The sequence below is a fragment of the Arthrobacter sp. Alg241-R88 genome (assembly GCF_900537115.1).
In the GTDB taxonomy this organism is placed as follows: Bacteria; Actinomycetota; Actinomycetes; order Actinomycetales; family Micrococcaceae; genus Arthrobacter.
The window spans coordinates 727,768-742,647 of record NZ_UNRG01000002.1; the positions used below are offsets into that span (position 1 = coordinate 727,768).

Genomic DNA, 14,880 nt, shown 5'->3' on the forward strand with positions numbered 1-14,880 from the left:
GCTTCAACGAAAGGAAAGCACTATGGCGCGACTCAACATCGGGGCCGACGACCTCGTCGACAACCCGACCCCGCGCGTACCCGTCTCGCTCTGCCTCGATACCAGCAGCTCGATGAGCGGCCCGCCGATCCAGGAACTCGTCCGCGGCGTCAACCTCTTCTACGACGCGATCGACGAAGACGACGACGCTCATGACTCAGCCGAGATCAACATCGTCGAGTTCAACTCGTCTACGGGCCTCGTCCATGACTTCGCGAGCATCGAGCGGCTGCGGCGGATCTCGGCCTTGACCGCGAGCGGCACCACCGCGATGGGGGCCGGTGTTAACCTCGCCCTGGACACGCTCGAGAACAGGAAAGCGACCTACTCCGGCAGTGGCGTCCTCTACTACCAGCCGTGGCTGGTGCTCATGACCGACGGCGCGCCGACGGACAACATCGACTCCGCCGTCAGGCGAGTGGTCGACCTGGTCGAGGCCAAGAAGCTCACGGTGTTTCCGATCGGCATCGGCGGCGGTGCCGACATGAAGACACTCGCCCGGTTCAGCCCCAACCGTCCTCCCCTGCGCCTCGACGGCCTGAAGTTCAAGGAATTCTTCGAGTGGCTATCTCGGTCGGTCGCACGAGTCTCGCGGTCGACTCCCGGCGACACCGTCAAGCTCGACCTCGAAGGGCTCGCCGGCTGGGCGGAACTGTAGGTGTTCAAGGAATTCCACTACCAGGCCAGGGGGCACGGCCACCTGCGGGATGGCACGCCGGTCCAAGACCGGACGAATTACCTCTCTCGCGGCGGCGTCCAAGTCCTCTGCCTGGCCGACGGCGCAGGCTCTGCGACTCACTCTCAGTTCGGCGCCCAAGCGGTCGTCGATGAAGGATGCGTTGTACTCGTCGAACAGTTCGCGGAGTACGCGGCATCCAACGACGGCATCCAGGTGAAGGTGGATCTCCTTGGCCGACTTGCAGCCAAGGTGGCAGCCGTAGCGGAACGGCATAATGTATCGCCCGACGATCTCGCTTCGACGTTCCTTTGCGTGGCCGTATCCGGCGACAGGTTCCTCGGCGCCCATGTCGGCGACGGGGTCGTCGGGTACCTGAAGCATGGCGACCTGAGGGTCATCTCAGGCCCCGATAACGCCGAGTTCGCGAATCAGACGACGTTCGTCACCTCGGCACGTGCACTCGAATCCATGCGACTCTTCCGCGGATCGCTGGGCGGCGTCAGCGGATTCATACTCATGAGTGATGGCTCAGGAGACAGCTTGTACGACCCGCGCACTGGCGAGCTAGCGGGCGCATGCTCCAAACTCATCGACGCCGTCGGCACGGCACCTGGTCGCCAGAGCAAGAACTCCGATTACAAGAAGCGACTGCGGCGGCTCGTGAATGTCACCATCCGGAATGCGACGAAGGACGACTGCTCAATCGGAATCCTCGGCCGGCAGGCCGCGCAGTGACGTCCAGCGCCGAAGAGGTTCTTTGAAGGGGTCGAAGGTGAGGCAACGGTGGACTTGGCCATCCTGCTCAGGGGTCGTCCTGGGCTGGCGCGTCTTCCTCGTGTCGCAGCTCTAGGGTGAGTTGATCTGCAGCGGCGAACTCGCGTACTCGGAGTTGAACTGTCCGCTTGCGTATGACGTCTTCCGACTTTGATGAGGCAAGTGTCCCGAATGGGTCTTGAACGGCTCTCACGAAGGGTGGGGCGTTTTCGAGGTCGGCGCGAAGATTGCCGACGAGGTAGAGCCAGAAGTGACTTCTTAGTTCACCGCCGGCCGTTTTCCACTCGTTCCAACTCATGGCTTGTACTTGTGCGTCGACTCCGGACGACTTCAGTTCAATCATTCGATCGATTGAACCGCCTTGGATAGTTAGCACGTCGAAGCCGGGGTAGAGCTGGCTGATGCCTTGCTCAGCGAGCTGGTCAAACACTTCCTCGACTACGGTGGACTGTTCGATAGCGGTTGCGATCATCTCTGGCGAGCTGACGTCGACGATGAGCACGTCCGCATTCTCAGGGGGCGTTTCTCCTGGGAGCACGACGGTCTTCCGCCCGATGAATCGTCGCTCCTCAAATGCGAAGGTTATACGCATGCCAAGTCGGTCAAGTTCGTTCAGGTTGGTGCCGGCGGCTGCCCTGGGCACGCCTGCAGAACCACCCCCCTGGGCGCCGTGGTCGTCACCTGCGGCTCCGGGTTGACCATTGCTTCCTGGGGTCTCGTGTTTGGGACCTGATCCTTGGATGCGGATGAGTTCTCCGTCTATCAGGAGGTCTTCGTAGCGGTGCAGCGGGATACGTGGAGCGGCACGGGTGGCTGCGGGAGGGGTTCGGTCTGCGTGCCCGGTGGCCGCTTCTGTTGACTCGCCGTCTGTCGTGGCGAGCTTGTTGCTTTCTACGCGGTTCGCCAGCCGATCGACGTGGTACGCGTCCTCTCCGAGATCGGCAAGGTCTTGCTGCACCTGCTCCAGCTTCTCGGCGGCGCCGGCCAGATCGAGCAGTTGCTGTCGCTGTGCGGGGTTCGCGTTGATGAACGATAAGAAGGTCTCGACAGTGTTGACCTCCAAGGTCTCCGCAAGCGCCATAGCCAAGGTATGAGCGTCCTCCGCTATCGGCGGCCACGCAGGGCCGGTCCACACGGCGAAACCTTGAAATCCTGATTTTTCGGAGCGCCGCACGTAGTACGTCCGCTGCGGAATGTCACCAAGGTCCTGCCCTCGGAATGAACAACTCAGATTCAGCGACTCCACGGGTTCCAACTTCTCAGCGAATTCAGTCAAGGCCTGTTGGTCGGCCCTACTCCGGTCAGCTCGATCGGCACTTAGGCGGGCGAGTAGCGGTGGGATGAGGTCCCGGAGTCCTTGGCGGAAAGTGCCGAGGCCGGACGGTTCAAGAGGGGTCTCACCCGGCCTCGCCGACCACTCCAACGCGCTCTCAAGGAGCGGGGTCCCGAAGAGCTCGCGGAGCGGACGAAGCGCTCCCGGCTCGGCCTCAAGAACGAACATCGGTACCTTGTCTTGCACTCCGCTCCGTTCTCGGCTGCCAGACACCGACGCGTACACCACATCTCGCGCGGCGAGGAACTGGTACCCAGCCGCGGTGCGAGCGGCAAGCGGGGTGTCAATCAGTGGCGCCCCGTCGTTCACAGTGCTGCCAACCAGGAGTTCGAACATCTGTCGGTAGATCGGCCGCAGTTCCAAGCGCAGCGCCTGGTCGGTGATGCCCGACGGGTAGAGGTGCGAAATGCGTAGGCATAGATCGTGTGCATCCTCGACATTGAACGCGGCCGGAGTAAGCTCACCGCGGACTTGCAGTTCATCGAGGCAAGCGCGGAGTGTCGACGGTGGCACCCCAGTCGGTTGTTTGAGGACGGGAAGGTAGTCGTCGGCGTCGCGCCCACTGCGGCCCAGACGACGAACAAGCTCCTCGGATCGGCGCCAACTTTGGTTTGGACGCCGGGGACCATGACTAGTGGGGCAAATCGCGTGGTGACGAAGTCGATAGAGCCATAGATCTGGGCCAGCATTAACGAGTTCTTCCGACGTTGCTCGCGGAGGAGCCGTGCGGGACGACGGCCACTTGCCGGCTCCGACGAATGCCAACTTGGCCTGGGTGTGGCGGGCGTAGGTGTTCCAGTTGCGAACGAGGTGGTCGAGCAGCTTCTCGGCCACGTCGGTGTCCCGACGCAGGGCGACTCTCGCGATCTCATCGAGCCGATCAAGGTTGTGAACCTGATAAAGATAGTGATCCGTCTGCTCCCATCGTGGATGCGACGCGAGTGCCCCGACGAGATCCGCTTGGTATTCGGACCAGACCTTGTCCAAGCCCGAGAAAGCCCAACCACCAGGGAGACCGAGACCCTTAGTGTTTGTCCACCCGGTCCCGGTGTCGTCAACATCGTGAAAGTGGATCAGTCTCAAACCGCGGCTCACTCCGAGCCAAGCGAAAAAGTTGCGCCAGCGATCATCGACGGTGGTCTCAAGTGCTTCGTCGGTGTCGTCATCTAGGTCGACTTCTCCCTCGTCGGGATCGATTGTCCCTGGACTCGCGTCGTCATCCTCGTTGACCCCGATGCTGGCAGAGAACTCGGCGAACACGTCGGGCGATGCAAGGAATCGGACTTGCATGACCTCGCCCGCATCGGCCATTGCTTCAACGATGGGCTCCACAGAGTCATCGCCAACCCAATCTCTTCCGAAGTAAACCTGATGGGCCGGTGCCCAGGTCAACTCCCCGCTGTCATCAGCACGACACGGAACATCAAGGCGGCTGAGATTGAAGAACGCTCGATCCGAACCAAGCCGCCCCATGGGAAGAGGCTGATCGGGTTTGGTGGTTTTTCCGGCCAATCGACATATCGTGGCGAGTGCTTCGATGGTGCGGTTGGACTCCCGCAACTCAGCATCGGCCCCTGCCGTGCGGGTGAGTCCTGGGAGGACCGCAGCGCGCATGACCTCCTCGAAGCGGAACTCTTTCACGTCAAAAAGTGCATCCCACGCCTTCATCTGGCGCTCCAGGACCGACCTCTGTTCGGTCCTGCCGAGCGTGCCCCAGCAGACCGCATGTGCGAGGAACTGTAACTTACGAAGGGGAAGTTCCTCTGCCGAAGAGCGCGGCGGGTAAAACGCACTTTCACCTCGCAGCGCTATCCTCCTAACGGTGCCATCATCGTTCTCGCCGACAGGGAAGACCGGTTCCAGCCGGGCGCTCTCCTCCAAGGCCTGGCGATCCGGCGCGTCCGACCGTTCCCAGAGGAGTGCACAAAGATCAAGCACTGGGTCAACCTGATAACGAGCGTCGAGGCTTGGCCTCAACACTGTCTTCCCCGAGTCGAGATTGTGCGCAAGGGCGCGTAGTGAGTCAATCGGGCTCAGCGCCACTGACCCATAGGCCGCACACACCCTGGCAAGCGTGCCTTCACAGAACTCCGGATCAGGGAAATGTCTGGCTTCAATAACGCATTCCGGTTTGAGGAGGGCAGCGAAGGCGGACCCCTCCGCCCCAAGATCGTGCGATGGAAAAACCGCCTCATTAAGGGCGAGTACATTCAGTCCTGAGGGCAGGAAACGGACACCCGTCATTTCCCTGGCGATGGCTTCGCCGAGGAGTCCGCCTGCCGTCCCGGAATCGCTTTCGCCTCGATCCAGAACTCGCAGGACGTAACGGGGGCCACCCTTGGCAAGGAGGTGAGGCATGAGCATCCGCACAAATGTCTCGGCTGCGCAACGTACGAGATACCCGTTGTAGTTCGACTCGGTGTCCGCGACTTGAATGTGCTGCCGTGAAAGGTCAGTCGTGAAGGCCCCATTGACCAGCAGCGAGCAGGATGAAGGCTCCTGGGTAGGCAGGAAGACGTGAAACCTGCGGTCCTCCGGCCTGACCCGCGGGTCGTCGGCATCCCGGACCGCGACCGACACTTCGGTGACGTCCACGCCCTCCCATGCCGGCCCAGTCAAGCCATCGCGGTGGCCGCCGATTCGCACGTTACCGTCGTGAGCTATCCAATAACTGTCGCCCTTACCTTCACGGTTGACCAAGTCGACCCTGAAAAGGCCCGACTCCGTCAGGCCGACACACCGCTCGACGCCAGAGGAAGTCACTCGGTGCCTCTCCAAGAGCCACTGACGGGCTGACTCCTCGCTGGAGGTCGCAACCTCAATGACCACTTCTTCAAGGTGCTTGAGGAAGAGCACACTGGTCATCGGCAGATTCACTAATTGATGCGCGAGTGCCGCCTTTTGTTCGCAGCTAACCCGTTCGTGGAACGGGAAGCGAAAGGCGCTGTGATAGCCGGTTGCACGCAGTTGGTCCCAGGTTTCGTGCCCCTCAGCGATCGCCCACGGGAAGCGCATCGCCGGCACCCCGCGGACCTTGCCGCGGTCAAACTCCTTCCAGAGCAAAGACACCTGCGCTTCCGCCTGCTCCCGCCCCAATCGGAAACACACCGTCTCGGAGTAGGCCTCAGGGCTGTCGGTGATTTCAAGGACCGATTTGAAGCCCAACCCCTTGTGACCGATGCTGGCACGCTTGGGGCCCCCGGACTGCGCCTTGGAACTGGCTCCCAAGCCGCACAATCCGCGAATATCGGCCTCCGTGAAGGGGCGCCCCGTATTGGCAACCCACAGCTCGCTGTCGGTGAGCCGAAACAAGACCCTGTCTTCGGTCCTCGCAACGCCCACCAGCGCGTCATCCGCATTCTGGAGGAGCTCATACACGAGACGCCCGCGATAGTCATGGGCGACCTGCGCCTCTTGGCTGACGTCCTCCAAGAGCCGGCCCTGTGACTCCCGGTACACAGCGAGGTTCTCACGGCAAATGCGCTCGAGGATGTCATCGGGCAGGGGCGTCGTCGCAGTCACGTACGTATTCCACCACATGGTTCCAAAAAAGAGTGGGTGGACCGTCCCATTGATCGCACACTTATTGCCGACGTCCTCAGGGGCGACTGTGCGCATAGATGCGTCTTGTAGTTTGGTTACTTGCGGGTGGTTTACTAAGGGCGCTGACATGCAGTTCATCTGTAGGCTTGCGGTGCACTGCAAGTCGCTTGCCGAGCTGTTATGTAGGGAACTTACCGGTTGGCGGGATTGTCACGAAGTCTGCTGTTTGAGGATCACTGGCGGCTCAATAATTGAAGTTGTTCTGGCCGACCTCGCCGCGCCCCTGGGCTACTTTCATGGCCACTCGAACCGCCTTAACTCGGATGTAGTTGAACGTCCTCACGACTTCTCCCGGCGACACGTTTCTCCTCTCCAGGGACCACGCGACTAAGCCGTCGTACTCTTGGCGTCCCTCAATGTCCGCTGGTAGGGCACTGTCGGCCAGAGAAGCCATGTAGGCGTCGGCAAGGCTGTGACAGTGCTCGCCTGTGTTGGGGTTCTTTATGAAACCAGCCTCCATGGCCGCGGCCAATTCTGCACTGTAAGCGTCTGGATTCATTCCTCAGGCGCCCTCTCCGGCTCCTCGGCTGCGTCTCGTTTCCGCGACCTGAACAACCCGGCAACTTTTCCACTCGCCACGCCCGTGGCTCCAGCAAGGGCACCGCCAAGGCCCTTTACCGCGGTGAGGGCCTGCGGCTCATCCGGGATGCCGTCCCCGTCGACGTCCACAGGCCGGAAAGGGCGGGACACTGCAGCGGCGGCGCTTGCTACGCCCGTGCCCACGGCCGAGGCACCGGTTGCAACTCCTTCTCCAACAGTGCTGGCCGTTCCGGTGATCCAGCTTCCTGTAGATTTCGCAGCATCTTCCAGAGCTGCAAGTGCGCGGTTGGGCTCGGTTTCCCGTTCGTCAGCTTCTGAGGACTTGCCCTGCAGAGCCAGGCGAGCCGGGAACTCATCCGGGGCCTCGGGGAACGCGGCCCGGGCGGCCACGACGACGTCGCGGCCAAATACGAAGCGGCTAACCCCGCCGGTCAGCGCGCCAACTCCGTATTCGATCGCAGACTCTTGTTTCCCGCTCAAGGTCTCGCGCACGGTATCCAGCTGACCCGTCTGGATGGTTCGGACGAGGCTTTGCGCGGCTCCGCTAGGCAGTGTGTCTGCGAGTGTCGTCGCCCAGTGCGACCAGTCACCGCTGGCGGCCGCGAATTTGTGGCCAACGCCCACAACTCCATCGCGAGAATTTTCCGCAACGTCCTTGGCCATGGTCGCGATCTGCTTCTGGCTTACGGAATCGTTGGTGAGCCCGTAAACCAAAGCATGCGCCTGGTCTTGGTCAAGATCCATTCCATGAATGTCGGCAAGGGCAAGTCCAAAGATTGCCGTGAGTTCGAACTGAAGCTGTTGATCACCTGCAGGCAGGAGCGCGGCCACACGATTAGCACCGGTCTTCGCTGCCCCCATGGCCATGTTCTTGGCGGCCACCTTAGCCGCCTCCTTCGCCGTTACCTGCACGGTCTTCTTCGCAGCCTGTTTCCCTGCTGTCTTCAGACCGGTGGCCGCGACGCTGCCACCCGGAATAAAGGAAATTCCCACCTCAGCGGCGATAGACCCAGCAGCGATAGCAGCCCCTGCAGCGGTTATCGATGTGCTGTAGTGACGCTCCAACAACTTGATGACTTCCGCTGGCGTCGCGTCCGGACGCCGGCGCCGAATCCTCATGACGTACTTCCGGGCGATCGAATGACGGGCGCTGACCGCCTTCTCGATGTCTAAGTTGGCCTCCTCGTCATCGAGCTGGGTCTCCAGTGTCACGTCTTCAAACTCGGTCATTATGCTCTCCCCCTTCAACCACAGGCTCAACCCTGAGCCTGTTCACAAACGCAGCAATTCTGTTCGCGGCAGAGGAGCCTAGCGCTCCTCTGCCGCACCATTATCAGTCTCCCGCACGATCCGGCCGCTCTCAGCGCGCCACGCGGCACCACTCCGGCCACGCCTACTTCCACTGCAAGTCCGCCGGATAGTTAATACGGTCCTCATATGGAGCGAAGCCTCTCGATGTGACGGCGCTGTTCCTTGTCGTCTTGCTTCACGTGCACGCTGACGAGGACGCGGTCGCCGTCCGGCTTGTAATAAATGCGACCCATGTCCTCGCTACCAGCAACCCCCGTGGCAAGCTTCGAAACCTCGCGCCAGCCGCGCATGCCTTCCAAATCCTTGCCCACAACTTCACCCATATCAATCTGCACTAGCGATCGCATCATAGACGCTGATGAATCGAGATTAGCCAATACTTCAACGCTGTCGAGAACAAAACTCAGCCTCGAGAAGGCCACATCCAGAAATCCAGGAACACCACGACGAGGTGCTCGGGCCGTCGCGTTACCTCTACGCCGCACTCGCTCCTGTTCCCCGAACTCTTGGAGGCGTTCTTGTTGGTCGACCACAATTGCCTCGAGTGTCATGATCCGTACATCGCCTTGCTCCGCCTGATCGCGGAAACCTGCCAGACTGCTGCGAAGTTCGGAGTTTTCCGCGAACGCCAGTTCGAGAAGTTCTTCGGTCTCGGCCTGACGTTTCAGCAGTATTTTCGTTTCAACAGCTTGCAGGGGATCACGGCTCAACTCTTCAAGCTGATTTTGTAGTGCCTTTTGATGATCCAGGGCCCGATCTAAATCGTCGGAAAGTTTTGACTCCCGACTCGAGGCGGCAATGAGCCGCCCTTTCAGGAGCGAAGCTTCCGACTCAGAGGTGCTGAGACGCTCCCTGAGTTCGGCCGTCAGATCGACCAATTGCTCGACCTGTGCTGCGAGATCCTCTAGCGGCGAGACTGAAAGGGTCGGAGCGGGCGCAGCTGTTGGCTCGGCTGAGGCAGGCGAAAAGACGGCGGAGATCTGAGCCACGACCTCTTCGTGGCTGCCTTTAAACCGAAGCCGGGCAAACCAGTCGTAGAACTTCCCCTCGTGTGTGGGACGATGGCTGACATCCCACCTCTGGACCGAAAGACCTCCGGCCTCGAGTGCGTCGACCACATCCGTTGCAAGTCGCTCAGGGGCGTTAAAGACAAGGTAATGACCAAAGCGATTGGTCTCGACCTCCCACTCACCGTGGAAACCCAGGAAGTTCTGCTGCTCACCGACGTCGTCAAATTGCGGCGCGTATGGGATAGAAGCTCCTGCGAAAAGGAACCTGCTGCAATCCTCGACTTCCCACGATGCCCCGGAAATGTCGACCACGTCGTGGGCAAACAACGGGTACACCGCGCCGTCGTATACTATGCCGGCATATCCGACCGGAGTTAACCGGACCGGTCGACGAACAAGTTCCGCAACTACGGACGCACCATCCTGGATACGTACAACGACCTGCTGAGAAGCCATTTCAGGCTACCGAGGCGCACCTACAAGCGGGATCGCCCCACTTACGCTTACAGACGGCACACGGCTTGTAGTAGAGGTGCTCGATCAGTTGCTCATCAGTGGCCTGGTCCGGGCCGGGGAGCCGAGAAAACGCATGAGGCCGATGCTGATAAAGCACGTCTCCGGGAACCAGCCTCGTATCCTGCTGATCGGCTACATTGGCACGGGCGATAAGGCCGTCATTGGGTACATAGGCCTCGGTGTCAGCAATATCAATTGGACCCAGGTCATTGCTGCCGGGGAGTCCGATGCCAAACTCCAGATCAAAGTAGGACGCGTCTGCTCTGTCGCCGCGCTGCTTGGACATAGCGCTGACAGACAAAATGAGGTTGTCGTCGACCTTGACGTCGAGTTCCAGCCGCTCGACGAGAGGTGGGGCTGTCCTGTCCACAGCAATGGCTACCATGCCGAGAGATGTTCTCGGATCGCTGGCTTGGGGTTGATCAGCAAGCTCAGTTGGCGCCACTATGGCGAACTTTGCCGCGCCGTCAGTCGGGTCGGTGCAGTACAGGTGGAAGCGGTCTTGACACACTTCGCCATCATTCGGCATCGCTGTTCCGGCCCTCAACAGTGGAAGGCGTGAACCACGTGCCATTTCCAGCTCAATGGGCTTTGCCAGCACCAGCCGCTGTGAGTCATGGGCGATGCGTGCCGCTCCCTGCGAAACAAGCGTTGCACTGTTCTCAGGGACGAGTACTCGTTCAGGCCCGAAGAGTTCGTGCAGCCGGCTGCGTATGCTTGGCATCGCCGCCATACCGCCGGCAACCAGGCAAAGTGAGACTTGAGCGGGTGCCATGCCGACGCTGTCAAGGAGCGATTCAATATCCCTGATGCCAGATGTCACAAGAGGTCGTGTAATTGCGTCCAGCTCTTGCCGCGTCAGCGGGTACTCAAGTGTGGTCTCGGATTCTGGGAAATACCCTGGACGATAGAAAGTGACGCTCGGCCGCTCCGAGAGTGCAATCTTGTTCCGTTCCGCATCCTGCAACAGCCTGAGCCGTGCTTCCTTCGTGGGGTGATCCGATGTGGAGATCCCGTGCTTCGTAGAGAATCGCGCGACGACCTCGTCACGTATCACTTCATCGAATTTGTCGCCCCCGACTGTGTCAGTTCCCCCGTTGCGGAGCTGGAGGATCCGCCCCGGCTCAATCCTGCAAAGTGTGAGGTCGAGGGTACCGCCACCCCAGTCAACGACCAGTACGTTGCGTCGCATCAGGCCCCGGATTTCACTGTCGGTATCTGCTGCACCGCGGAGGTAGCCGTAGAGGGCTGCAAGTGGTTCGTGAACAAACTGAGCCACAGAGATTCCCGCATGGGCGAACGCTTCTCGAAGAGCCGCGCGTCTCGGGCCGTTCATGTTCACAGGAATCGTGACCACTGCACGGTCCAGCTCGCCCAGCACTTGTCGCTGACCGCTTCGCCGTGATTCGGAACGGACGTGGCGGATGACATCTGCCACAATCTCGATGGGGCTGCGGTCGACGCCTCCGACAGTCACTGACTCCTCGCCCAGGAGAAACTTTGGCGAACGCACGGTGTTGCCGTACACGCCGAGACCGACTTCTTCAAGCGCATGGCGGGCCTCGCGTCCGACGACGACTTCCTCGCCCTCGTATCGAACGACAGATGGGTGCGGCAGGCCCTCATCGTCCAAAACGTCAATAACACGGTCGCCAACGACCACAGAAACCAGACTGTTAGTCGTTCCGAAATCAAAACCTGCAATCATTGCACTCCCCCATCCAGTTCCTTAAGGCGCGTGACCTCACCACCGATTGCAGTGAGTGCCCTGTCCACGAACTCCTCCGCCACACCTGTGCTTCCATGGCGAAGGGCGTGAAGCCCGTCCCCTAAAAGCTCAGCCTGGGTAGAAAGCCGGCGAATCACCTGAGTTCTGAGAGCCTCATAGTCATCGACATGGTGGCTCTTATCAACCACGCGGTTGCTTTGCTCTACCGAAAGCCGCAGCTCAAGTTCATTGGCTTTAGCTGCCAACTCCGCGGCATGTGCTCTTGCCTTTTCTAGATCTGCTGCCAGTCTTTTTCCCAAACCCTCGGCCGTTATGGCACGAAGCTCCTGCTCCCGTGCTTGTGAAATGGCCTTCTCTGTTTCCCTCTTCGAGTTATGGAGAACATGCTCGAAGTGCCGTGAGACCTGGCTCAGTGCTTCTGTATTTCTTGCTGTCGCCAGAAGAGCAGCCGTCTTGTATGCACTTGGCAGCGCCGGAGTGTCCCAAACAGTGGCACTCATATCCTCGATGAACTGCCGCGAAGTCCACCGATCGCGGAGAACGCGGAAGAGCTCGAGAGCGGATACCGCGTTGTAGCGAAGCCGCGCCCGGCTTGCGTCGCTGAATTCGGATTCCTCCTTCAGCCCCAAAGCGCTGAATGTTATGTGCTGGGCCGCACGATTGACTTCTACAGCCGTAAGCATTTCTTGGGGCCGCTGTTCCTTCAAGCGCTCAATCTGTCCCTCGAAGAGTTTGTGGCTTGCGAAAGCCACGACAACCAGATCGAGAATCCGGCCACGCACAAGCGTTTCTGATCCCAGCTCAGCCAGTGACGATAATAAACTCGGCGGGACGGCAAATAGTGGATCTCTCCCAGCTAATTGCCGAACAGTATCGATTTCTGCTTGCTCATCCTCTGGGCGTAGGGACAGATCGAATATGTCCTTACGGGACAAGTTGAGCTTTCGTCCCGCTTCCTTATAGGCATATTCCATCAATGCGAGAATCGTTTTGGGCCGCTCCCGCTTGCTGCTGTTGCCCAGGTTGGGCGGTTGCGGGCCGATGTCCGCAGGTTCTTTAGGCAGGGACGGATCCGAGCCTTCAGCCGAATGAACTCCAGTGGGTCCGTCGTCTGTTGTCACTTTTTAAGAACTCCTTGACGTTGAACTCGAGGTCGGAAGTTTCTGTACCATTTCTCGCTGAGACGGCTGTGTCGAAGGCTTTCGGCATGTCGCAGCGCTGCAGGGTAGTCTCCTACAGCCAGCGCGTGCTCAGCCAACACCAGGTGGAGCTTGAGCGCGTCGTATGGTCGTTGCGAGCTAATATTCGCAGCCAGCTCAGCCATGTCGCCGCCTGCTGTGCCGTCAAGTGGCAATGCGGTCCACCGGAGCACTTGTTCGATTATCGAGTCGCTGAGCGCGACATCTAGGCTCGGGTGTGGCGATTGCGACAGCGCATCGGGCGACCAGCTTTCCCCTTTAAGGAGCGCCTGAAGGCGTAGAGACACTTCCGCAACGCGTTGGCTCTTGGTCTTCGTCATGGCGCGTTCGAACTGGTTGTAGTGAAAGGCGACTATGCCACATATGGCCTCTGCTGGAGGGCGATCGAAACTTCTCAAAATTCCGACAGCCTGATCGTATTTGCCCTCATAGCCACTGCCCTCACCCGATCGCTCGGAACCCTCTGCCCCAGCAGCATCCTCGCGTGCCAGAACTGCATAAAGGTAGTTTGCGAGACCGGATTGATACCGGACTGCAGTGCGGTGTTGCTTACAACGCATGATGAAGTCGTCGATAGACCTGCGGCTTAGCTCGCCCCCGTCGACCAGGCGCGCCAAGGCAGCGTCAACGCCGTCAAGATCGTCCATATCAGCCAGAGCGAACTCGAACTGGAAAGTCTCGACAACATGCAGATTCGAAAGCGTCACGTCCACAACACCGCTCCGCTGAGACGACAGAAATTCTGCAGCGTCTCCAATAGAAATTGTCCTGCCATTGATGCTCACAGCGTCAGCTGTGCGCATCACCCAATCCTTCGGCATGGTTTCGCTGGTGATGATTAGCCGACTCCTGCCGCATTCCCGCCCATTGAAAACGAGAACAGGACGTCGCACGGGGTGACCCTCAAAAGTGTGTACGCGGAGATCCCGGGCCGTTGAGAACTCCACCCCGCAGGTCGTACACGGAAAGGTCACCTCTTTGGGCTCCGCGAATGGACTTGAACCTTCACCTGTAGGCTCATGAAATTCCATGTAGCCGGTGTGCCAAAAGCCCACTATCTTTCGACCTGCCCAAGAGACAGTTGAGAATCAATGGGCGTAGGGCGGCGAAGGCCATGCACCCAGTGCCTCTTCTCCGTGTGGCGCCCTCGCAGGTCTCCGGACCTACTCATGCCTTTCCTTTCGACGAACCCCCAACGCCGATCAGCCATAGCTGAGCAAGCCGCTTGTATTAATTCGAGATCATATCCCTGTTGTGAATGCTGCCGCATACGTAACCCTCCGATGACGTTTTGACGACTCACGTTGTGTCCCTCTCTGACGTCGTGGTTATGGCTGTGCTGTTCGTATATTCCAGTTCACCTGCGTGGTGCTCGGCCGAGTGCGTCATTCTCGCCTGCACCCAAAGGTGTGCTTTGTTAACTGGGCGTCCTTCCGGGGGCTGCCCTGCCGGACCAGAGCCGGCAGGGCAACCTTTCATTTGTTCCAGAACTTGCCCATTACGGAATCTGGATCCGCGCAGCTTCCTGCAGCAGAGGATCAGAAATCATCACTGTGGCAGCGCCAGGCGCAATATCGAAGGCGATGAAGCCGCGGGACTTGTCCCCCGGCAGGACTTCCCCTGAGCCCAGCTGGTTGTCGGCAAACATGCTGATGTCGGCCTTACGCCCGTTGGCATCCTTGGCGGAGAAATAGAGCGGGTTGGACGAGGTGGTGCCCTTCTCGGTTTCCCACAGCACGTCCAGGAGCAGGTAGGTGCCGTTCTTGGGCGGGGTGGCAAACGCTGTCGTGCTCACGGTGTCCGTCCTGGCCGCGGAGACGATGGTGATCCGAGCAACATCCCCGTTGCGCATCTCCACAGAAAAAGGCGTGCCCACCGTGGGTGCAGCAGGCGCCGATGGAGCCGGTGCGGGAGCGGCCGACGCCGGTGCTGCCGCCGGCTGGACTGCCTCAGCGGAAGCAGGCGGAACGTCAGCAGTGCCAGCTCCCCCGCCGGAGCATGATCCGAGCATGATGCCGAGGAACAGCACGCCAGCCGGGATGGCGAAGCGCTTCTTCTTGTAGAACGGCCGCGGTGCAGGCGCCGGAGCGGCGGGCGGAACAGGGGCAAAGTTAGGGTGAGACATAGTGTGCCTTTCGGTGATGCGA

Annotated in this window: 10 protein-coding genes; 2 read left to right on the forward strand and 8 right to left on the reverse strand. The window is 60.0% G+C overall.

The window, feature by feature from the left end; all coding sequences use genetic code 11:
- Window positions 1-22 precede the first annotated feature (22 nt).
- Complete coding sequence (locus tag G6R19_RS08195; protein ID WP_163164032.1) at window positions 23-697, forward strand: VWA domain-containing protein; 675 nt, start codon at window positions 23-25, stop codon at window positions 695-697.
- Window positions 698-1,453: a PP2C family serine/threonine-protein phosphatase gene (locus G6R19_RS08200; RefSeq protein WP_163164033.1), complete on the forward strand. Its 756-nt coding sequence runs from the start codon at window positions 698-700 to the stop codon at window positions 1,451-1,453.
- Window positions 1,454-1,520: 67 nt separating this feature from the next.
- On the opposite strand, the gene G6R19_RS08205 is transcribed toward G6R19_RS08200, so the two are convergent.
- The 8 genes from G6R19_RS08205 to G6R19_RS08240 form a co-directional block, all read right to left on the reverse strand.
- Entirely contained in the window at window positions 1,521-6,347 is a 4,827-nt protein-coding gene (locus tag G6R19_RS08205) for a DUF3883 domain-containing protein (RefSeq protein ID WP_163164034.1), read from the reverse strand.
- Window positions 6,348-6,612: 265 nt separating this feature from the next.
- Entirely contained in the window at window positions 6,613-6,900 is a 288-nt protein-coding gene (locus tag G6R19_RS08210) for a hypothetical protein (RefSeq protein ID WP_163164035.1), read from the reverse strand.
- A gap of 23 nt (window positions 6,901-6,923) precedes the next feature.
- A complete protein-coding gene (locus tag G6R19_RS08215; RefSeq protein ID WP_240341798.1) occupies window positions 6,924-8,228 on the reverse strand; it encodes a hypothetical protein in 1,305 nt (434 codons plus the stop codon).
- Between the two features lie 173 nt (window positions 8,229-8,401).
- Window positions 8,402-9,745, reverse strand: coding sequence for a hypothetical protein (locus G6R19_RS08220; RefSeq protein WP_163164036.1), 1,344 nt, complete (start codon window positions 9,743-9,745; stop codon window positions 8,402-8,404).
- Window position 9,746: 1 nt separating this feature from the next.
- Window positions 9,747-11,513, reverse strand: a complete 1,767-nt coding sequence (locus G6R19_RS08225) for an Hsp70 family protein (protein ID WP_163164037.1) — start codon at window positions 11,511-11,513, stop codon at window positions 9,747-9,749.
- Entirely contained in the window at window positions 11,510-12,655 is a 1,146-nt protein-coding gene (locus G6R19_RS08230; RefSeq protein ID WP_163164038.1) for a hypothetical protein, read from the reverse strand. Before G6R19_RS08230 ends, G6R19_RS08225 begins: the two co-directional genes overlap by 4 nt.
- A complete protein-coding gene (locus tag G6R19_RS08235; RefSeq protein WP_163164039.1) occupies window positions 12,652-13,536 on the reverse strand; it encodes a hypothetical protein in 885 nt (294 codons plus the stop codon). Before G6R19_RS08235 ends, G6R19_RS08230 begins: the two co-directional genes overlap by 4 nt.
- 695 nt (window positions 13,537-14,231) lie before the next feature.
- On the reverse strand, window positions 14,232-14,858 hold the full coding sequence (locus G6R19_RS08240) for a DUF4352 domain-containing protein (protein ID WP_163164040.1): 627 nt from the start codon (window positions 14,856-14,858) through the stop codon (window positions 14,232-14,234).
- Window positions 14,859-14,880 lie beyond the last annotated feature (22 nt).

What these genes read in the sequence shown, in the direction of transcription:
- G6R19_RS08235 (WP_163164039.1), bottom strand. Translation starts at nt 13,536, where the DNA reads ATGCGCACAGCTGACGCTGTGAGCATCAATGGCAGGACAATTTCTATT.
- G6R19_RS08240 (WP_163164040.1), bottom strand. Translation starts at nt 14,858, where the DNA reads ATGTCTCACCCTAACTTTGCCCCTGTTCCGCCCGCCGCTCCGGCGCCT.
- G6R19_RS08225 (WP_163164037.1), bottom strand. Translation starts at nt 11,513, where the DNA reads ATGATTGCAGGTTTTGATTTCGGAACGACTAACAGTCTGGTTTCTGTG.
- G6R19_RS08195 (WP_163164032.1), top strand. Translation starts at nt 23, where the DNA reads ATGGCGCGACTCAACATCGGGGCCGACGACCTCGTCGACAACCCGACC.
- G6R19_RS08220 (WP_163164036.1), bottom strand. Translation starts at nt 9,745, where the DNA reads ATGGCTTCTCAGCAGGTCGTTGTACGTATCCAGGATGGTGCGTCCGTA.